At 40.6% G+C, this 21,352-nt stretch carries 20 protein-coding genes and 1 pseudogene; 1 reads left to right on the forward strand and 20 read right to left on the reverse strand.

The annotated features are described in order from the left end of the window. Window positions 1-25: 25 nt before the first annotated feature. Window positions 26-1,285: a hypothetical protein gene (locus tag WKT03_RS10715; protein WP_173788861.1), complete on the reverse strand. Its 1,260-nt coding sequence runs from the start codon at window positions 1,283-1,285 to the stop codon at window positions 26-28. Window positions 1,286-1,287: 2 nt separating this feature from the next. Further along, complete coding sequence (locus WKT03_RS10720) at window positions 1,288-1,494, reverse strand: UPF0158 family protein (RefSeq protein ID WP_243863383.1); 207 nt, start codon at window positions 1,492-1,494, stop codon at window positions 1,288-1,290. 258 nt (window positions 1,495-1,752) lie between these two features. Here WKT03_RS10720 and WKT03_RS10725 point away from each other — a divergent pair. Beyond that, window positions 1,753-1,905: pseudogene (locus WKT03_RS10725) on the forward strand (helix-turn-helix domain-containing protein); the annotation flags it as partial. Between the two features lie 292 nt (window positions 1,906-2,197). Here the strand turns inward: WKT03_RS10725 and guaA are convergent. From guaA to WKT03_RS10815, 18 genes are all read right to left on the reverse strand, one after another. Next, window positions 2,198-3,739 (reverse strand): glutamine-hydrolyzing GMP synthase, encoded by a 1,542-nt coding sequence (gene guaA, locus WKT03_RS10730; protein ID WP_044944527.1) that lies wholly within the window; start codon window positions 3,737-3,739, stop codon window positions 2,198-2,200. An 82-nt stretch (window positions 3,740-3,821) separates the two neighbouring features. Further along, window positions 3,822-5,090 (reverse strand): S41 family peptidase, encoded by a 1,269-nt coding sequence (locus WKT03_RS10735; RefSeq protein ID WP_243863381.1) that lies wholly within the window; start codon window positions 5,088-5,090, stop codon window positions 3,822-3,824. Between the two features lie 223 nt (window positions 5,091-5,313). Then, on the reverse strand, window positions 5,314-6,537 hold the full coding sequence (locus WKT03_RS10740; protein ID WP_243000471.1) for a murein hydrolase activator EnvC family protein: 1,224 nt from the start codon (window positions 6,535-6,537) through the stop codon (window positions 5,314-5,316). 13 nt (window positions 6,538-6,550) lie between these two features. Beyond that, window positions 6,551-7,459, reverse strand: a complete 909-nt coding sequence (ftsX, locus tag WKT03_RS10745) for a permease-like cell division protein FtsX (protein ID WP_021943135.1) — start codon at window positions 7,457-7,459, stop codon at window positions 6,551-6,553. After that, window positions 7,449-8,135 carry a cell division ATP-binding protein FtsE gene (gene ftsE / locus WKT03_RS10750; protein WP_021943136.1) on the reverse strand — a complete coding sequence of 229 codons (687 nt, stop codon included), beginning with the start codon at window positions 8,133-8,135 and terminating at the stop codon, window positions 7,449-7,451. Before ftsE ends, ftsX begins: the two co-directional genes overlap by 11 nt. A gap of 128 nt (window positions 8,136-8,263) precedes the next feature. Further along, window positions 8,264-9,352: a PucR family transcriptional regulator gene (locus tag WKT03_RS10755; RefSeq protein WP_021943137.1), complete on the reverse strand. Its 1,089-nt coding sequence runs from the start codon at window positions 9,350-9,352 to the stop codon at window positions 8,264-8,266. 207 nt (window positions 9,353-9,559) lie between these two features. After that, a complete protein-coding gene (locus WKT03_RS10760; RefSeq protein WP_021943138.1) occupies window positions 9,560-10,672 on the reverse strand; it encodes an ABC transporter ATP-binding protein in 1,113 nt (370 codons plus the stop codon). A 197-nt stretch (window positions 10,673-10,869) separates the two neighbouring features. Beyond that, window positions 10,870-11,742 carry a YitT family protein gene (locus tag WKT03_RS10765; RefSeq protein ID WP_340391945.1) on the reverse strand — a complete coding sequence of 291 codons (873 nt, stop codon included), beginning with the start codon at window positions 11,740-11,742 and terminating at the stop codon, window positions 10,870-10,872. Window positions 11,743-11,902: 160 nt separating this feature from the next. Then, window positions 11,903-12,460 (reverse strand): LytR C-terminal domain-containing protein, encoded by a 558-nt coding sequence (locus WKT03_RS10770; protein WP_340391949.1) that lies wholly within the window; start codon window positions 12,458-12,460, stop codon window positions 11,903-11,905. A 349-nt stretch (window positions 12,461-12,809) separates the two neighbouring features. Next, the gene (locus WKT03_RS10775) at window positions 12,810-13,052 is read right to left on the reverse strand and encodes a hypothetical protein (protein WP_340391952.1); all 243 of its coding nucleotides are present in this window, start codon (window positions 13,050-13,052) and stop codon (window positions 12,810-12,812) included. Between the two features lie 101 nt (window positions 13,053-13,153). Beyond that, window positions 13,154-13,888: an SDR family NAD(P)-dependent oxidoreductase gene (locus WKT03_RS10780; RefSeq protein ID WP_340391955.1), complete on the reverse strand. Its 735-nt coding sequence runs from the start codon at window positions 13,886-13,888 to the stop codon at window positions 13,154-13,156. Between the two features lie 27 nt (window positions 13,889-13,915). After that, window positions 13,916-15,043: a putative manganese transporter gene (locus WKT03_RS10785; RefSeq protein WP_243863380.1), complete on the reverse strand. Its 1,128-nt coding sequence runs from the start codon at window positions 15,041-15,043 to the stop codon at window positions 13,916-13,918. Window positions 15,044-15,167: 124 nt separating this feature from the next. Further along, window positions 15,168-15,608, reverse strand: coding sequence for a Fur family transcriptional regulator (locus tag WKT03_RS10790; protein WP_008399910.1), 441 nt, complete (start codon window positions 15,606-15,608; stop codon window positions 15,168-15,170). 137 nt (window positions 15,609-15,745) lie between these two features. Then, entirely contained in the window at window positions 15,746-16,411 is a 666-nt protein-coding gene (locus WKT03_RS10795; RefSeq protein WP_119962519.1) for a phage holin family protein, read from the reverse strand. Window positions 16,412-16,669: 258 nt separating this feature from the next. Continuing rightward, window positions 16,670-18,016 carry an NADP-specific glutamate dehydrogenase gene (gene gdhA, locus WKT03_RS10800; RefSeq protein ID WP_008399921.1) on the reverse strand — a complete coding sequence of 449 codons (1,347 nt, stop codon included), beginning with the start codon at window positions 18,014-18,016 and terminating at the stop codon, window positions 16,670-16,672. 221 nt (window positions 18,017-18,237) lie between these two features. Beyond that, the gene (locus tag WKT03_RS10805) at window positions 18,238-18,846 is read right to left on the reverse strand and encodes an HD domain-containing protein (RefSeq protein ID WP_021945014.1); all 609 of its coding nucleotides are present in this window, start codon (window positions 18,844-18,846) and stop codon (window positions 18,238-18,240) included. Between the two features lie 200 nt (window positions 18,847-19,046). Beyond that, a complete protein-coding gene (gltA, locus tag WKT03_RS10810) occupies window positions 19,047-20,435 on the reverse strand; it encodes an NADPH-dependent glutamate synthase (RefSeq protein ID WP_021945015.1) in 1,389 nt (462 codons plus the stop codon). Next, window positions 20,435-21,322 (reverse strand): sulfide/dihydroorotate dehydrogenase-like FAD/NAD-binding protein, encoded by an 888-nt coding sequence (locus WKT03_RS10815; RefSeq protein WP_340391964.1) that lies wholly within the window; start codon window positions 21,320-21,322, stop codon window positions 20,435-20,437. Before WKT03_RS10815 ends, gltA begins: the two co-directional genes overlap by 1 nt. Between the last annotated feature and the right edge of the window lie 30 nt (window positions 21,323-21,352).

A 21,352-nucleotide genomic window follows, 5' to 3' on the forward strand; every position in this document is an offset into this window, starting at 1 on the left:
TAAAAATGCAACAGCCAAGTAACACTTACAATTTCTTCTCTACCTTTTGCAGCTCGTCCAATAACGCACTTCTTCTAGGATACGTTGCCTTAAATTCATCCACAAGCAGCTTGGCAGTAGCATTTCCTTTCCACTTAATCAACTGTAATAGGTCCTTACATACTTTCTTATATAATCTTCTATCTGTTGCCTGCGCACATTGTTCTCTTATGTAATTTGCACACAATTCATAAATTTCATTCGGATAATCCATTACAAGAAATTGAGCATAATAGAACAAATTATATGGATTTGCTGTAACGGCTTCTAATAGCAACTTCTTTTCGTTTTCCTCAACCAATACAGACCGATAACATACTGAATATTTGCATTGCTTTAATTCTTTAAGTAAAATTGGCTTCTGACTTTCCCATATCCCCTGACTTTGATACAGCCGCTTTAAAACATCCCAAAATCCTTCATTCCCCAGGAACAATATTTTCTTTGCCTGCTCAATCTGTTTATCTGTTATGCCTGACTGCACATAAACATCAAACAGTATATTATTCCAATCCTCCGGAGTGTTTCTGTAAAAGCGACCGTCCTCTTTCTTTATCTGTTCAAGGCACAACTTTTCTGCTTCGTTATAATTCCTCGCATCTGTTGCATCTTTAACTGCAATTATGCGCATTTCTCTTATATACAGATTTGCATATAACTCATCCTTAACTGCGTCTGTACCCTTTAAATGTCGATGTAATTTATAACGTAAAATTGTGTCTTCCTGCCTTTTGTATTCCGGCATATAATCATTCTCAATATCTTCTAAGAATATATCCAAAAGCTTTTCCAATTTTGCTGCCAACTTCTCATCACACAAACAAACAGCCTTTTCCAATAATTCATAGCGCCATGAGTCCCAGCCGTCAAATGCTTTTTTCTTTGCTTCCTTTATAATCAATGACAGCGCATGTTTTCTCATTGCTGCATCCAGTTTGGCAATTGTCTGTGTAGATAAATCTATTAGTTCAAATGCACGCATTATTACATCCGTCAGCATACCGGAACTGCTATCTGCACAAGAAGCCAATTTCACGCCCGAAACAAGCACATATGTATCTGCCTCAAGAGATTCCTGGTATCTTTCCCGCTTAAAAGCATCTTCGCACATATCCAATACATCATGCATATCCATACAAATATTGTCGCAGCTGTGCCAACCAATAAATCCTCGGACCGTATTGCACTTTATCGATGCGCTAATTGTCATCTTCGCAACTTCTAAAATATCATTTGTCTCAGCCATAGTTATTCCTCTATCTCTATCCCGAACCGTTCACACCAGTCTCTTGCTATTTGCTCATAGCAATCATCCCTGTACTTATACCATTTTTCCTGAAGGTCAAAGTCGTACAGCCTATCCTTAAATCTGCGGAATGCACCCTTGCCTCTGATTGCTGCATCCAATGCGTCCTGTGCTCTTCCAGCCGGTAAGTCATAAATAAATTCTTCCATCATCCTATATCCATTCCGGCACCATAAAGTGCCTCGATAACTTCTTGTAATTTTACTTTCATGTGTACCTCCTGCCATTGTATTATCGAGTTTTTGAAAAACCCGGCTTACGAATGATGAACTGTATAACAATGCTTTCCATTCAAAAACACGTAATTAGCGCCAACGCAAAAATTGTTCATCTGCATCATTAACCAATGTGCCGGCAAATCATAATCGTCAATCAATTCATCTTCCTCATACCCATCCTGAATATCACTATCTTCCGAAGAAATCAACAGAGAAGAATACGATAACTGGCGTTACCATTATCCAGAGTTCGACACCACACAGCGTTGGGCAAAAGTTCCATCACAGGAATTAAGTGACGCTCTCGTGGAAGCATTCAAAGACCACTTGAAAGATAAATAAGCACCTACAGGACCTGCCACTGGCAGCTCCCTACAGATGCTTTGGCAACGACAAAAAAGCCCTTAACTATGGTTATTAACCACAGCTAAGGGCTTAGTTTATAATATGGAATTTGTTCAGAGCCAAGCTCCGAACTTTAGTCTGCAAGCCACCTGTTAATTGTTCCGTTACCCATAAACCACTGGATAACAAGAATAATGGCACTTGCTATGACTGTTATCAATTTGTTATCAAAAGACTAATCGAAATCGCTGAAACCCGCATAAACACTGGCTTTTTTAAGCAACTCGATTTATTCAAACTCAATCGTTCCAGGTGGCTTACTCGTCAGATCATACATTACTCGATTGACACCCTTCACTTCATTAATAATTCTTGTCATTACTCTCTGCAATACTTCAAACGGAATATCCGCGCAGTCAGCAGTCATGAAATCGCTGGTGCATACGGCCCGAAGTGCAACTGCATAGTCGTAGGTACGTTCATCACCCATAACACCAACCGAACGCATGTTGGTAAGAGCTGCAAAATACTGTCCAAGTCCTTTATCAAGACCTGCTTTTGCAATCTCCTCACGGTAGATATAGTCAGCATCCTGAACGATCTTAACCTTCTCAGCAGTTACTTCCCCAACGATACGGATTCCAAGACCCGGACCTGGGAATGGCTGACGGCTTACCAGATACTCTGGGATGCCAAGCTCACGACCCGCTTTACGAACCTCGTCCTTGAACAGGAGACGAAGCGGTTCAACGATTTCTTTAAAATCAACATAATCCGGAAGTCCGCCTACGTTGTGGTGGCTCTTGATCGTTGCAGATTTTCCAAGACCGGATTCGATCACGTCAGGATAAATTGTTCCCTGTACTAAGAAGTCGACAGCGCCGATCTTCTTTGCTTCTTCCTCAAATACACGAATAAATTCTTCACCGATGATCTTACGTTTTGCTTCCGGTTCAACAACTCCTGCAAGTTTCTGGTAGAAACGATCCTGCGCATTTACACGGATGAAGTTCAGATCATATGGACCATCCGGACCAAATACTGCCTCGACCTCATCACCCTCGTTCTTACGAAGAAGTCCCTGATCGACAAATACACAGGTAAGCTGCTTACCAACTGCCTTGGATAACAGAACGGCTGCAACCGACGAATCTACACCACCGGATAATGCACAGAGCACTTTGCCATTTCCAATCTTCTCACGCAGACTCTTGATCGTATCTTCAACGAAAGAATCCATCTTCCAGTCACCGGAGCATTTACATACATCCATGACAAATGCACGAAGCATCTTCATTCCTTCTTCTGTATGCATAACCTCTGGATGGAACTGTGTTGCATATAAGTTCTTCTCCGCATTTTCCATTGCCGCAAATGGACAGTTTGGAGTCGTTGCAGTTGATACAAATCCTTCTGGTGCTTCTGCGATATAGTCGGTATGACTCATCCAGCAGATCGTTGATTTATTTACATCTTTAAACAAAATGGAATTCTTATCCACTGTTACCTCAGTTCTGCCATATTCACTGACCGGAGCAGTTGCTACCTTGCCACCGAGCACATGTGCCATAAGCTGTGAACCATAACAGATTCCAAGGATTGGAATACCCAGTTCAAAAATTTCCTTGCTGTAACTTGGTGAATCAGCCTTGTATACACTATTCGGTCCACCAGTGAAAATAATGCCTTTCGGGTTCATCTTCTTGATCTCGTCAATGCTCATAGTGTACGGATGTACTTCTGCATAAACATTACATTCTCTGACCCTTCGTGCAATAAGCTGATTGTACTGTCCACCAAAGTCCAGTACGATAATCAATTCCTTATTCATGAAAGTTTCTCCTTTATTTTTCTTAACACGTTATTTTTGATTATACCATGTAATTACTCTATTTTCTACACCTAATCCTGCTCTATTTTACCTTCCCGCGCAGGACTTCCAGCCCCTTCTGGTACTGTGTATCTTTCTCGCCCTGGAAATCATCGGAAACATAATCCTCCGGAAGTTCTACTTCGATATCCGGTGCTACACCCTTCTTATGAATGTCATTTCCATTTGGAGTGAAATATTTGGCAGTTGTAAGCTTTATTGCTGAGCCATCAGAAAGCGGAATAACCGACTGTACGATTCCCTTGCCATATGTGTTCTCGCCAACAATCGTTGCTACGCCATATTCTTTTAATGCCGCTGTCATGATCTCGGATGCGCTTGCACTTTCTCCGTTTACGAGCACTACCATCGGTAGATCTAGCTGCTCTTCATCCGTAGACTCATACGTTGATAAGACATTTCCATTCTTATCTTCCTGATATACGATCTTACCGGCAGGAAGCAGATAATCACACATATCAACAACCGTTGATAACATTCCGCCCGGATCGGAACGGAGATCGATCATCAGCGCTGTCATTCCCTGTGATTTCAGATCTTCTACTGCTTTTCTGAACAAATCGCCTGTATTCGCAACAAACTGTGTTACACGGACATAGCCGATCTTCTTATCTGTATCTGCCATAAAATAAGAAACGGTACTGTTTTCCAGTTTTCTTCTTGTAATGGTTACTGTATGGTACTTCCGCTCGCTTGGTCTGTAGATCTCAAGAGTGACATCCGTACCTTCTTCTCCACGGATCTTTGTAACCAGATAATCCAGATCATCAGATTCCTGAATCTCATAATCATCGATCTTACAGATCAGATCATCCGGCTTAATATCAGCTTCTGACGCTGGGGAATCTTCTGTAATGCTAACCGCGATCGCATATCCGGTATCTTCATCCTGTCTCACAACAACACCGATGCCCGCATATTCTCCGGAACTGTCTTCCTGCAATTTTGCAAATTCCTCTGGTGTATAATATTTTGCATATGGATCATCCAATGCCTCGATCAGCCCGGCATACAGACCATTCTGCATATCCTCATCCGATGTGTCAAAATAATACGACTGATCTATGATCGTCTCCAGACTTGCAAGCTTCTCCAGTGTATCTTCATCCACGACTGAACCATTGTATTCCAGATTATCATGCCGTTTTCCAGCATCCGTATTCAAATCGCCGCTTTTTGTATTGTCCTTCGTAAAGGAGCATCCCATCATTCCCGCACATCCGGCTATAACTGCCGCACCAAGAATCCATTTCTTAAAATTATGCTTCATTTTACCTTTTGCAATGCGCATCGCGCATTTTGCATCCTTTCATATTCTTAGAAATAATCATTCATATTCATTTGTATCATGTTAGCTTTTTTGAATATCTCCCGAAAATTTCCTTTTATAAACGACAACAGACAAATCCAGCTTTCACCCGATCTGTCTGTTGTTTTATCCTATGTGTAATTCTGTAAAATCTTACAATTCTGACTGGTTATCATACTTGTATGAATCCCAGCTTTCTGTCTTTTTACAGGTAATCCAGTGGATTTACATAAGATCCATTGATCATAACTCCAAAATGGCAATGGGAACCTGTACTGTATCCGGTACTTCCTGCCTTGGCAATTACCTGTCCCTGTTCAACACTCTGTCCTACACTGACAACCAACTGGGAATTATGCATATATACTGTCGATACACCATTTCCATGATCGATCATGATGTAGTATCCTGCAGATGAGCTGTACTGTGATACAACAACTGTACCTGCTGCTGATGCAACAATATCACTACCGGTTGGACATGGAATATCAATTCCCTTATGGTTCGAACTTGCACCTGCTGTAGGTGAAGATCTTGGTCCGAAGTAAGAACTGATCCGGCTTCCCTGTGTAGCAGGCCACATGTAAGAACCACCGCTTGGTGTATAGTACTGTGGCTCACTGCTTCCGCTGCTGCCACCACTCTGCTGCTGTGCTGCACGCTGCTCATCCAGTCGCTTCTGAATGGCTGCCATCTCTGCATCTGCTGCATCAATCTCTTTCTGATACTGTTCAACCATAGCTGTCTGAGCGTCAATATCCTTGGAATACTCTGCGATCTTATTATTCTTCTCTGTAATTGTTGTATTCAGATTATCTTTTTCAGTTTCAAGATCAGCCTTAACACTCTCAACCTCTTTCAGGTCTTTTTCCAGTGTTGCTTCGTAATCCTGAATATCCTGTCTGGTCTGGATCAGTGCATTTAACTGTTTCTGGTCATAGCTTGAAATCTGCTCAACATACTCTGATTTATTCAACATATCTGTAAAGGAAGCAGATGACATCAGTGTGTCTATGTATTCTACCTCTCCGTTTTCATAAAGATACTGAATACGCTTCATCATTGCTGCATACTGATTATCTTCCTCAACCTGGGCTGCTGCAAGCTTTTCCTTTGTATCGTCGATCTCAGTATTTAACTGATCTTCTTCTTCCTCTTTTGCAGTGATCTTTGTCTGGATATCAGAAACCTGTTTATCAAGTACTTCAACATCACTGATCAACTGATTCTGTCTCTCCTGCAGACCATCCAGCACGTTCTGTGCATCTTTTTTATTTCCCTCAGCTTCATTCTTGCTGTCCTGTGCCTCCTGCATGGAAGTTGCCGAGACATTGGAAACCGGCGGTATTGCCGCAAGTGCAACCGCACATACAACAACAATTGCTGTCTTTTTGAATTTCTTCATCAATGGAATCTGAAATTTCTTCAAAATAAAACCTCCCTTAAACCTTCAAATGTTTTCTGGTAGTGATCAAACTACCAAACAAACCTACACCTATACCAAGTATTAAGCCTACCGGTACCATTGTACGGAACAGTTCCTCTTTGCTTACAAATGCAAATACTGATGTCAGAACTGCAAATCGTCCTGCCACATATTCCAGAATCTTCTGATACATAATATATAACAGATAAAGCGGAATAACAGAACCGACTGCTCCGATAATAATACCTTCTATTATGAACGGTGCACGTACAAAAAAGTTTGTTGCACCGATCAGCTTCATGATCGCAATTTCTTCCTTACGAACGGTAATACCGATCGTGATCGTATTACTGATCAGGAAGATAGATACCAGCATCAGTATCACAACGATACCGACGGAAGCATAACCGACCAGTGATGATAATGTCGAAATACTATCAGCCGTTACCTCTGAGCTTCTGACATTTCTTACACCGTCCAGTCCCTTTGCAAATGCTACAAATTCAGCCTGTTTGGATACATCCTTCAATGTTACCTCATAAGAAGCAGAATTCTTTAACGGATTGTCATCACCAAAAGCTGCTTTTGCTGCTTTCGGATCATCATAGTTCTGCTCACAGAATTTATCAAATGCTTCATCTGCACTGATAAAATCCATTGTGTTCACATAATCGAGAACACGGATCTGCTCTCCGATCAACTGAACCGTTTCATCCGGAATATCTTCATCAAAAAAGATAGATATCGTTACGTTGTTCTCCAGATCCTGCATTCCGGACTGGAAGTTAACAACAACTGCATATACAATACCAAATATAAACAAACACGAAATAATTGTACCGATGGATGCAAGGGAGAACAATATATTTCTTCTGATGTTTGTAAATCCCTGTTTCAGGATATAAAAGAATGTACTAATCTTCATCTATATAACCACCTTGTTTTTCATCGCTGATAACCACACCCTTCTTCAGTGTGATTACTCTCTTTCGCATCTCATTTACGATATCCTTATTATGTGTAACTACAACAACTGTCGTTCCACGTTTATTGATATCGTCCAGCAGCTCCATAATATCCTCTGAGTTCTTCGGATCCAGGTTACCGGTTGGCTCATCGGCAAGGATGATCTCAGGATTATTTACCAAAGCTCTTGCCATGGCAACTCTCTGCTGTTCACCACCGGATAACTCCTTTGGATATGACTTGTACTTATCAGCAAGTCCTACCAGCGTCAACATAGCAGGTACCCGTCTTCTGATATATCTTGCAGGAGTCTGTATAACTCTCTGTGCAAATGCGACATTCTCATAGATAGTACGATCCTTTAACAGTCGGAAGTTCTGGAATACAACTCCAATCTTTCTTCTGACCTTTGGGATATTCTTCTTTTTGATCGTTTTATAATTATATCCCGCTACACGGATAGAACCGGATGTCGGATCTAGTTCCTTTAATAAGAGCTTGATCAATGTCGTTTTACCAGATCCACTGCTTCCAACGATAAAGACAAACTCGCCTTTTTCTATATTGATATTAACATTCTTCAGAGCCGTCATACCACCCGGGTAGGTCATAGTAACATTCTCTAACTCTATCATAATGGTTTCCTTTCAACTTTAACTGTCTGTACTTTCTCTCTCTTTGCATTTGCAAGTATAGCAACTAAATGTGAAATATATGTGTAAATCATGCATACAATATATTACAAAGAGACCAGCTTTTACCTTTAATAATCTAATGACTCCATATACTTCATGTATTTTACAACCATCAGCGCGATCTTAAATGTAATCGCATCCTCAAATACACGAAGATCCAAGCCTGTACTCTTCTGAAGCTTATCCAGACGATAAACCAGAGTATTTCTGTGAATGTATAACTGTCTGGATGTCTCTGATACATTCAGACTGTTCTCAAAGAACTTATCAATCGTCGTAAGTGTTTCTTCGTCGAATTCATCCGGTGACTTGCCATCGAAAATCTCACGAATAAACATCTTACAAAGCGGAAGTGGAAGCTGATAGATCAGACGTCCGATTCCCAGATTGCTGTATGCGATGATATTCTGGTTCTCATAGAAGATCTTTCCTACATCCAGTGCCATCTTTGCTTCTTTATAAGAACGGGATACTTCCTTGATCTCATTTACGATCGTACCATAAGATACATGAACAGAAGACATAACCTCTGTATTCAGCATATCTACAACGACCTTTGCGATCTTATTCATATCATCATAGGACTCTGTCTGCTTTACTTCCTTTACAAGAATAATATTCTTCTCATCTACAGCAGTGATAAAATCCTTTGTCTTTGTTGAAAAGATATTACGAACCGTCTCAAGTGCATTGGTATCCTTCTCATTCTTGGTTTCAATGATAAATACGATTCTTCTGACATCTGTATCGATATGCAGTTTCTTTGCCCGGTTGTAAATATCAACAAGCAACAGATTATCCAGCAGAAGATTCTTGATAAAGTTATCCTTATCAAAACGCTCCTTGTATGCAACTAACAGATTCTGGATCTGGAATGCTGCGATCTTACCTACCATATAGGTATCATCTGTCTCACCCTTTGCAAGTAAGATATGCTCTAACTGGTTATCGTCAAATACCTTGAAGAACTGATAATCACGGATTGCCTGACTTTCCGCAGGAGAATCCACAAATGCGAGTACAGCCTCTTCACAGTCATCGACATCCTTAAATGTTGATGCAAGTATTTTACCTTCTGTATCAAGAACACATAAATCGGTTCTTGTAATATTCTTTAATCCATCAATCGTATCCTGAAGTATCTGGTTCGATATCATATATTCTACACTCCTTATTCTTATATTCGGATTCTGTATTCTTTCCCTATCCATTCTGCCCGACGGATAAACCTCCCGGAAAGCATACGAATAACAAAATACACTACTATACCTATTCTAAAACATATTTCAAAAAAAAAAAAGAGAAAATGCAGAATTTTCTGCATTTTCCCTCTTTGTTTATAAATATTAAGTATGTAGCATCTATTAGCTTACTAAGATTTCCTCTGTTTCCTTATCAAAGATATGGATCTTGCTTAAGTCAAATGCGAACTGAACTGTATCACCAGGTCTTGCTGTTGTACGAGCATTAACTCTTGCTGTGATATCGAACTGATCGATTGTGAAGTATAAGTAAACTTCTGCACCTAACATTTCATAGATATTGATTCTTGCATCAATAACGCTTTCCGGTGAGGACTCGATGAAGAGCTGCTCATCATGGATATCTTCTGGACGGATACCAAGAACAACTTCCTTATCAACTGCATCAAGTGCGATAAGTCTCTCAGCCTTGCTATCTGGAACTTTGATTGAGTGTGAACCGAACATTAAGAGAATGTCTGATCCAGACTTAACTACCTTACAATCAATGAAGTTCATAGGTGGCATACCCATGAAACCAGCTACGAATAAGTTACATGGCTTATCGTATAAGTTCTGTGGTGTATCTACCTGCTGAATGATACCATCCTTCATAACTACGATTCTTGTACCAAGTGTCATAGCCTCTGTCTGGTCATGTGTAACGTAGATGATAGTTGTCTGTAATCTCTGATGTAACTTGGAAATCTCAACACGCATCTGTACACGAAGTTTCGCATCAAGGTTTGAAAGTGGCTCATCCATAAGGAATACCTTAGGCTCACGAACAATTGCACGACCCATAGCTACACGCTGTCTCTGACCACCTGATAAAGCCTTTGGCTTTCTGTCAAGTAAGTGCTCAATGTCAAGGATCTTAGCAGCTTCATGAACAGCCTTGTCAATCTTCTCCTTCGGAACCTTTCTTAACTTAAGTCCGAATGCCATGTTGTCATATACTGACATATGTGGATACAGAGCGTAGTTCTGGAATACCATTGCGATATCTCTATCCTTAGGCTCTACGTCATTTACAAGCTTGTCGCCGATCCATAACTCACCTGAGCTGATATCCTCAAGACCTGCGATCATTCTAAGAGTTGTTGACTTACCACATCCTGAAGGTCCAACGAAAATGATGAACTCCTTATCTTCAATTTCAAGGTTGAAATCCTTAACAGCATTGAATCCGTTAGGATATACCTTATAGATGTTCTTAAGTGATAAACTTGCCATTCTGCAAATACCTCCGTAAATATTATATAGTATTGTTTTATTTATTCATTCGTTCTGAACATAGTGTCATTTTACAACATTCCCCTTCTTTAAACCATATGATTATTGCCCAAAAAAAATTTTAATGTTTTGTTTGTTTTGTATACGACCGCAAAAAAACTAACATTTTGACGATTTTCGCATCGATTTAAGAAGATTTAAGACGAGAATTTTGTGAAACCTTCACCAAAAACCTCCGTAACCTGCCCTACAATGAGAAAAGAATTTTCATCAATTGTCCTTATTTTATCTTTTAATTCTACTAATTGCCTACTTGACAAAACAGAAATAATCATTATACGCCCTTCATTCGTGTAACCACCTCTGGTATTTAATACCGTCACACCTCTTCCGATCTCATTCATGATACAGGCTTTGATCTCTTCACAATGGGAAGAAATAATATATACCAGTTTTCCATGCCGGAGCCCCTGCACGATCACATCGGATAATTTTGTCGATATCGCGATCGCAATAACTGCATACAGCATATTTTCAAATCCAAATGCCAGTCCGCCTGCCACAACGATCGCCAGATCGATCCCGCCAAGAAATAATGGTGCTCCTATATCATGCCGCAGATGATTCAGGATCAATGCCATCAGATCAACCCCGCCGGAGGAAGCATTCTGCCGGAACATCAGCCCATAAGCACAGCCAAACATAACACCGCCAAGGATCATATTCAGCAGTTTATCCTGCGTTGCTAGGGGAAATGTAGGGATAACCGCCATGAATACGGTTGAAATGGCTGTTGTATATGCTGTCCTTATCATGCTCTTCTTTTCCAATAGAAAATATCCGCAGATAAAAAGAGGTATATTGATCACAAGATTACTCAGCCAGACCGGTATGCCTGTTTCTCCGTTTCCCATCCCTTTTGTCAAATTCTCAATTATAATTCCAATTCCTGTCACACCACCCGGCACGATCTGTTCACTGTTAAAAATCCAGACAACACCAAGCGACATCAGAAATGCTGCCACCGTAAGCAATGCATATGTTTCTATCACTTCGCCGATATTTTTCATACAAACCACCTTTCATACAATTTTTTATAGTATGTCCGATTTATTCCGGTATAGTCATATGCATCTAAAACAAAAAAACAGGTACTGCCACATTTCTGTGAAAATACCCGTTTTTTGTATGGACAACCTGAGCAAATATATATTCTTCCAGTTGTTCTGTTTAATTTTTAATATCACTGGTTCCTATAATAACGATAATATCATATCCATCAATCGATACATCACAATCCGATGCGCTTACGGAATCTACCGTTGACATCTCCGGTGAGGTTAATTCAGCAGCAAGATCTGCACCATCATATGAACCGGATACACATACCTTTGAGGTTGCAATTGCAGACTGTGTATATGTACCAACTTCTACAGAAGCATAGCCCTTGCCTTCTAATGCTGTCTTCCATGCGCCGGCAACTCCACTTGTTCCTGTCGCATTGATAACAAGGATCTTCGCATCTGTGGAAGCAACGGAACCCGCTTCATCTGAGCCATCTGATCCACTGTTTTCTCCATCTCCATTCTTAAAGGTAGGATCATTTTCATCTTCTGCTTCTGTTACAATTTCTTTTCCATTTGTTGTTTTCTTACTGTCTTTCAGAGAATTATTCTTTACTAAAGTCTTTATAAGCAGTGCTCCCATAATAACTATTCCGATTGCAAGAATAATTACAAGTGCTCTGAGCATTGTTTCCAGAAATAATCTCAATACTTTTTTTCCCATTTTCTGGCCTCCATTTAATATATACTATAATGCATCCTAGGAACATCCGATTGTTCTTAAAACAGCCTACCAGTTCCATGCATCACAAATGCACCAAAAACATTACTATTCTATGATTCTTCATTAATACCTAAAAATCACCTACTGAGTATACCAAACGTACTTTTAAATTTCAACCTGCATTTCCAATTTCTTATTTATCCGTGAAAAATGCTAGACCAATATAATATACAATCCTGTATTTTGTCCATTTCCCGGACATAAAAAAAGAATCCTTATATGTTTTCATACAAGAATCCTTTTTCACTTCTATACTCTCTGTTTTAAAAATCAACCAATTCCATATATTTTACTTCTGTACCCGTTTTTTCCCACAAACCTCACAGACTTCTCCACTGTTTACATGTCCGCAGCCCCAACATGTCCACTCTGAAGCCTCTGCTTCCTTCTTCGGCTGCTGGCTGGTTGTCATTGTAAAATTCTTCGATACGATCTCAACATTGCCATCTTTATCTACTGTCGTTTTCAGATCTGCCGATGTATTTGCCGCAGCAACCTCACTCTTTTTCTTTTTAATAAACTTTATTCCCATAATCTCTACCCCATACCTACGCAACTTTGCATAGATTATTTTATAGCAATATGAACAATTTTTCAATAGATAATTATGGAAAATGCAAAACGTTTACCAGACTACTGCCAGCCTCCATCAAAGGTCAGGACCTGACCGGTCAGATAACTGCCGGCATTTGCTGCCGTTACGATAAAATCTGCGGCTTCTTTCTCAGTAGCCATCCTGCCAAACGGAATCTCCTCTTCCAGAGCTATTTTTTCTTCCAATGACAGATGTCCATTCATCGTAGTATCAATTGCACCAAATGCGATGGCATTTACCGCGATGTCGCTTGGGGCGAGTTCCTTCGCAAGAGCCTTTGTGAATGCATTGACCGCACCTTTGGTTGCTGAATACGCTACCTCACAGGAGGCTCCGACATTGCCCCATACAGATGAAATGTTGATAATACGTCCCTTATGTGCATGCACCATGTACGGCACAACCTGACGGCATGTGTTAAATACTGACGTTATATTCGTATCTATAATTCTTTTCCAGTCCGTTTCATCCATATCAGTCAGCAGCCCGACATAAGAAATTCCGGCATTATTGACCAACAGATCAATCTTCTCACCAAAATGTTCGGTTACATGTTCTATAAACTGCTTTACAAATGTAAAATCTCCGGCATCACCAATCTCTGCATAACAATCTGTGCCCTGCGCAAGTATCTTCTGTTGAACCTCTTTCAGCTTTTCCGGATGACGAAATGACGTTATGGCTATTTTTTTATATTGTTGTGCAAGGGCTTCCGCCGTTGCTGCACCAATTCCTGTTGATGCCCCGATAACTATTGCTGTTTTCTGCTCCATTCTTTCTGTTCTCGCTGTTCTTTCTATTTAAAATGTGATACCCAACAGATTGATCAACAACCCCCAGCACACACTAGTAACATACAAGGTTCCAACAACCATAATGTTTTCTTTCAATCTGTGGCGGTTCATACGGAACAATACCAGAAGTCCTACGCCTGCGCTGACAAGCAGGCCTGACATCATTGCTCCGGCACTGAGCATACCATCCAGATAAAGCTCCGTAATAATAACAGATGGTGCGCAGTTTGGTATCAGTCCAATCAGTGCTGCCATTGCTTCTCCAAGGAACGGTACATCACCAAGAAGTCTTCCAATCGCATCTTCCCCTGCGATACCGATAATAATATTTAACACAAAGGATACCGCCAGGATAAATACCGTGATCTTCAAGGTGTGCTTTAATGCCGACATCCAGATTCCGTCCTCGCAGTTGCAGTGTTCCTGCTCGCACAGATCATGGATATGTTTTTCTTCTATGTCTGTACCATCATAGTGGATATGTCCATGATGTGTGTGTGTACTTTTTTCATCATCGGCATGAATAATTTTTTCATCATGCACATGCACACTTTTTCCATTATGTGTATGAGTATCTTTATAATTATGTGTACATTCTGCATTGACTGTCTGTGTTGCCTGAACGGAATATCCAGAATGCTCTGATTCATCTGCACCATCTGTATTTTTAGAATTATCGCTTTTTGAAGACGCTGTATGCTTCGTTTTTCTTCCTGCCAGATATCTTCTGCGGATATATTTATTTGCAAGATCGACTGCATAACCTGTAACGATCGCAATGCACATTTTTGCAAGCAGGATACGAATAATTGTACCGGCATTTACTGTATGCGAAATAAAGATTGGGAGCATCTCATCAGAGGTTGACATAAATACTGCAAGCACAACTCCTGCTGTGATCACGCCACCACTGTAAAGGTTTGCTGCCACACAGGAAAATCCACACTGTGGAACGATTCCAAGTGCTCCACCTGCCAACGGACCAAACGCACCGGCAGACTGCATATATTGCTTCTGCTTTTCTTCTGTTCTCTGCTCCAACCATTCCATCAGCAGATATGTCACTAATAAAAATGGTATTAATTTTACACTATCGATCAGTGCATCTGAAAACGAATCAAATAATAATTCCATACTATCCATCTCATTCCTGAAAATATAATTTGCAACCAAGTTGCATTATCAGATTATAGCATTATTTTGCCCAATGTCAACTCCTATTATCAGAAATATTCAATTTTCAGCATGGAAATTCCTGTTATCTGGTTTTATTTTTCTGTTTCTTTTCTTTCTTACTGCATTCGTCGCAGACACCATATAAAATGGAATCCTTGCAACAAAGTGTGAACCCATGATCAGACAAAATGTGCTCTGATATCTCTTTCATGAAATCACAGTCCAGATGGATGACCTTTCCACATTCGGAGCATTGCAGATGTAGATGCTTCTGACACCTGGATGGCTGTTCTACATACTGATATCCTGCTTTTTCGCCCTTATCAGCCACATATTTCATCAGTGTCTTCTCTGCGACCAGCTTATCCAGATATCGGTATACAGTTGTTTTATTTACCGAACACTCTTCCTGATCCATATGCCGTATAATATCCGACACATGAACGGCACGATCTTTATTCCGGATCAGATAATCAAGGATCATCTGTCTGCTCTTTGTCTGATATTCATGTTTACGTTCCATCTCAATTCCTGCTTTCTATCTGTTCTTAAGTCTCCACTATGTAAGCTGTTATTCTATGCAGTATCGATCTGCTGTCACATTATCTGCTTTTTGTTACACATTCTATCTATACTTTATCTTCCTACTGCATATTCTAATTACTGCTGCACATTGTCCTGCATCTGCACCGGTACTCCCTGATAATAAGGTGTATTCGGAATATTTCTGAGATCCTGATTTCTCATATACTGAAGATATGCCAGCCCCTCATCAGAATATCCAAATCTCGCATTTGGACATGCCTGTGCAAGTACATTCAACAACTCCTGTTTACTCTTTTTCCCTCTTGCCAGTACATTAATAGCAACACGGTTCTTTTGAAAACGATTTTCGATTACATATTCACTTCCGGTTGGAATAAAGTTCGTCGATGTAGTATGCAGATAGATCAGATATACATCCCAGAGCCAGGTCATCTGTGTCGGCTGCTTCTTATTCGCAAGCACCTTATCGGAAATCAATACATATTGGTCTTCATATATTATATGCGAATATAACTGGTCGGCCATCTCCAAAAGCTGCGGGTTATTTTTCAAATAGCCGGTTTTTTCAGGTCTTACAATATTACGAATCCCTATTATGATAAATACAATTCCTAATAATGCAAATAAACCAAACAAAATGATCATACCCATTCCGTCATCTGCATTATCTGACATCACACCTATTGTGATCAATCCGAAAATCAGCATTAACACCGCTCCGCCGACAACCGCCGTGATTCCACCTTTTTTTATTTTTGCAAGTACAATATCTCTCCCCATATGAAGATCCTCCTTTTTTATGTAAAAAGCATATAATATCTATATTATACGAAAAGGTCTCCATAGATTCAATCAAAAACTTTCCATAAAATCATTATAGATTGTATCTGCATATCCCGAAATAAAGCGTTATTGAATTTTCTTTTCTATAATGTCTTTCTCGCAAAGAAAAACCCCGAAACCGCATATCACGATTCCGGGGTCTTATATTAACATTTACTATATAATAATTATCGTTAGATTTTGACCGGCATTTGATTAGCAAACACCCTGAGCAAGCATAGCTTCTACAACCTTTTCGAAACCGGCAATGTTAGCACCTGCAACATAGTCGCCTTCTACACCGTAACGCTTAGCAGCGTCGCTGATGTTTGCGTAGATTGTCTCCATGATTCCCTTTAACTTGCCGTCAACTTCTTCAAATGTCCATGAAAGTCTCTCTGAGTTCTGGCTCATTTCAAGTGCAGATGTAGCAACACCACCGGCGTTAGCAGCCTTACCACCTACGAATAATACGCCATTCTCCTGTAAGTACTTAGTAGCCTCTAATGTTGTAGGCATATTAGCACCCTCTGTTACAGAGATAACACCATTTGCAACTAATGCCTTAGCATCGTCTAAGTCTAACTCGTTCTGAGTAGCACATGGTAATGCGATATCACCCTTAACATTCCATACACCGTGCTCGCCGTTCTTCTTCTCATGGTATTCAGCGCTTGGTCTTGCTGCTGCGTACTCTGTAAGACGTGCTCTCTTAACTTCCTTAACTTCCTTAAGTAAGTCAACATCGATTCCTTCCGGATCATAGATCCAACCTGTTGAATCGGAGCATGTTACACACTTAGCGCCTAACTGATGTGCCTTCTGGATTGCGTAGATTGCAACGTTACCAGCACCAGATACGATACAAGTCTTACCAGCGATATCAATACCATGATCCTTTAATAATGCGTTTGTTAAGTATAATAAACCATATCCTGTAGCTTCTGTACGAGCAAGTGATCCACCATATGTAAGTCCCTTACCTGTAAGAACACCTTCGTAGGATCCACGGATTCTCTTATACTGTCCGAATAAGAAACCGATCTCTCTTCCGCCTGTTCCGATATCACCAGCAGGAACATCGACATCTGCTCCGATGTACTTGCAAAGCTCTGTCATAAAGCTCTGGCAGAATGCCATGATCTCTCTATCTGATTTGCCCTTAGGATCAAAATCAGAACCACCTTTACCACCACCAATCGGAAGTGTTGTCAGTGAATTCTTAAATACCTGCTCAAATCCAAGGAACTTGATAATACCTAAATTAACTGAAGGATGAAGTCTTAATCCTCCCTTGTATGGTCCAATAGAATTGTTAAACTGTACACGGAAACCTCTGTTTACCTGAACCTGTCCATTGTCATCTACCCAAGGTACTCTGAACATGATCTGTCTGTCCGGCTCTGTGATTCTTTCAAGAATCGCATTCTTTCTGTAGAGCTCCTCGTTTGCATCGATACAAGGTCTAAGTGAATCAAGAACCTCTGTTACTGCCTGTAAAAATTCTGGCTGGTCAGCATTTTTCTTCTTTACGATCTCCAGCACTTCATCAACGTATGACATCTTAAAATCCTCCTTAAATTAATTATAAGTAAATCGCATCTCTGCGAAATTCATTTGGAGTAGTATTTTCTCTTTAAGAAAATTTCCACTTAAGATTATAAACAATAGACTTGAATTTATCAAGTAAAAATATGATTTTTATGAATTTTTTTATCTTTTTAATGAAAAAGCAAGATTTTCTTAAGTTACAATGCGCTAAAGTGCTAGCAAATTAGCGGGATTTACAGGTTTTCCATCTCTGCCTTGATCTCATCCTCCGTTGCTGCCATCGCCTGTAATGTCATGGTCAGAAGCTTCTCAAGCTCCCAGTTAAGCTGTGCAGCACCACGTTCAATCACTTCTCTGGAACAACCTGCGGCAAATCCCTTGCTCTTGTATTTTTTCTTCAGAGATTTCAGTTCCATATCCTTTGTACTCTTTGACGGACGCATCAATGCCGCTGCCCAGATCAGGCCTGTCAGTTCATCTGCTGCAAACAGAACCTTCTCCATCTCATGAACCGGCTCTACATCGATGGTTGTACCACATTCCACTGTAATTCCATAACCATGAGAACAGACCGCATGAATAATATCCTCTGACACACCACCATCTCTTAACAGCTCTGGTGCTTTCAGACAATGCTCTGCTGGATACAGTTCAAAATCAATATCATGAAGCAGACCTACGATGCCCCAGTATTCAGCATCTTCACCATAGCCAAGTTCATTTGCATACCATTTCATAACAGCCTCAACTGTAAGCGCATGCTGAATATGGAATGGATCTTTATTATATTTCTTCAGTAATTCAAACGCGTCATCTCTTGCAATATATTCCTTCAATGTCATAACCTCTTCTCAGTATATTTTTAATAATTTTATGTTCAATATCTCGTGAGCATAGTTCTATCACTTTATACCGCATCTCAAAATAGACTCCATTTTTTTAATCGGTATATAAATCCAAAAATAAATGGATGGTATTACTATTAAACGTCTTGTGGAATAATAGATAATACCATCCTTTATTTTGTTTCAAAGACTATATATTAGTTGAGTCCTTTGAGGTACTCGTCAATGCCCTTTGCTGCTGCCTTTCCAGCTCCCATAGCAAGGATAACTGTAGCTGCACCGGTAACTGCATCACCACCGGCATATACACCTGTCTTTGTGGTCTGTCCGTTTGCTTCATCAGCAACAATACATTTCCACTTATTTGTATCAAGCCCCTTTGTTGTAGATGAGATCAGTGGGTTTGGTGAAGTACCAAGTGACATGATAACTGCATCCACATCCATAACGAACTCAGAATCAGGAATCTCAACCGGTCTTCTTCTACCGGATGCATCCGGCTCACCAAGCTCCATCTTGACACATTTCATGCCCTTAACCCAGCCCTTTTCATCTTCAAGGATCTCGGTTGGATTTGTAAGGAGATCAAAAATGATTCCCTCTTCTTTTGCATGATGTACTTCTTCTACTCTGGCAGGAAGTTCTTCTTCACTACGTCTGTATACAATATGTGTCTCAGCGCCAAGTCGAAGTGCAGTTCTTGCAGCATCCATCGCTACGTTACCACCACCGACAACGGCAACCTTCTTACCAACCATGATAGGTGTGTTAGAGCCTTCCTTGTATGCCTTCATCAGGTTACTTCTTGTCAGGTACTCATTTGCTGAGAATACACCATTTGCATTCTCGCCCGGAATACCCATGAACTTAGGAAGTCCTGCACCGGAACCGATAAATACTGCTGAGAAGCCTTCTTCCTCCATCAGTTCATCGATCGTTACAGATTTACCAACTACAACGTCAGTCTCAATCTTAACACCTAAGGATTTTACATTTTCGATTTCTTTCTTTACTACGCCATCTTTTGGAAGACGGAATTCAGGGATACCATAAACCAGTACGCCGCCTGTCTCATGAAGTGCTTCAAAGATTGTTACATCGTAACCCATCTTTGCAAGATCTCCTGCACAGGTAAGACCGGATGGACCGGAACCGATAACTGCAACCTTCTTGCCATTCTTCTCTGCTGCCGGTTCTGGTTTAATGCCATGCTCTCTTGCCCAGTCAGCAACGAAACGCTCCAGTTTACCGATAGATACAGGATCGCCCTTGATACCTCTGATACATTTACCCTCACACTGTGTCTCCTGTGGACATACACGACCACATACAGCAGGGAGTGCTGATGATTTGCTGATCACCTGGAATGCTTCTGCAAATTCGCCCTTCTTAACATGAGCGATAAATCCAGGAATATCAATAGAAACAGGGCAGCCCTTTACACACTGTGCATTCTTGCAGCCGATACATCTTGCTGCTTCTGCCATTGCTTCTTCTTCATTATATCCATAACATACTTCTTCAAAATTCTTTGCACGAACCGCAGGTTCCTGTTCACGAACCGGTACTCTATTTAAAACGTCCATTATTTGTCACCTCCACACTGTCCGCATCCACCATGATGGGTGTCGCCTTCCTTGGCTGCAAGATATGCTCTGCCTTCCTGTGTCTTATAGATCTGCTGACGTTCCATAGCTTCTTCGAAGTTTACAAGGTGTCCGTCAAATTCAGGTCCGTCTACACATGCGAATTTTACTTCGCCGCCAACTGTTACTCGGCATGCACCACACATACCGGTACCGTCTACCATGATCGGGTTCAGGCTGACAACTGTAGGGATCTCAAGCTCTTTTGTAAGCTTACAAACGAACTTCATCATGATCATCGGTCCGATTGCTACGCATACATCATATTTGTTGCCTGCGTCTACAAGCTTCTGAATCTCATTTGTAACAACGCCCTTGCTTCCATATGAACCATCGTCTGTTGTAATGTAGAGATTTCCGGCAACTGCCTTCATCTGCTCTTCCAGAATGATAAGCTCTTTGGATCTTCCACCGATGATAACATCAGCGGCTACTCCATGCTCATGTAACCATTTTACCTGTGGATATACCGGTGCGGTTCCTACACCACCGGCTACAAATAAGATCTTCTTATTCTTTAATGTCTCTAAATCTTCTTCTACTAATTCCGACGGACGGCCAAGCGGTCCAACAAAATCTGTAAAGCTGTCTCCAACCTTTAAATTCTTCATCATCTCTGTTGCTGCACCTACTACCTGGAATACGATAGTGATCGTGCCTGCTTCTCTTGAATAATCGCAGATTGTAAGAGGAATTCTCTCTCCATCTTCTGAGCCTCTTACGATTACAAACTGACCCGGAAGACAATTCTTTGCTACTCTTGGTGCTTCCACGTCCATAAGATAGATTGCATCTGTCAACGCTTCTGTTTTAACAATCTTAAACACGTTTTTATCCTTCCTTTCTCTTTTCCCGAC

The organism is Coprococcus sp. HCN-4056 (genome assembly GCF_037892645.1).
Lineage (GTDB): Bacteria > Bacillota > Clostridia > Lachnospirales > Lachnospiraceae > Coprococcus > Coprococcus ammoniilyticus.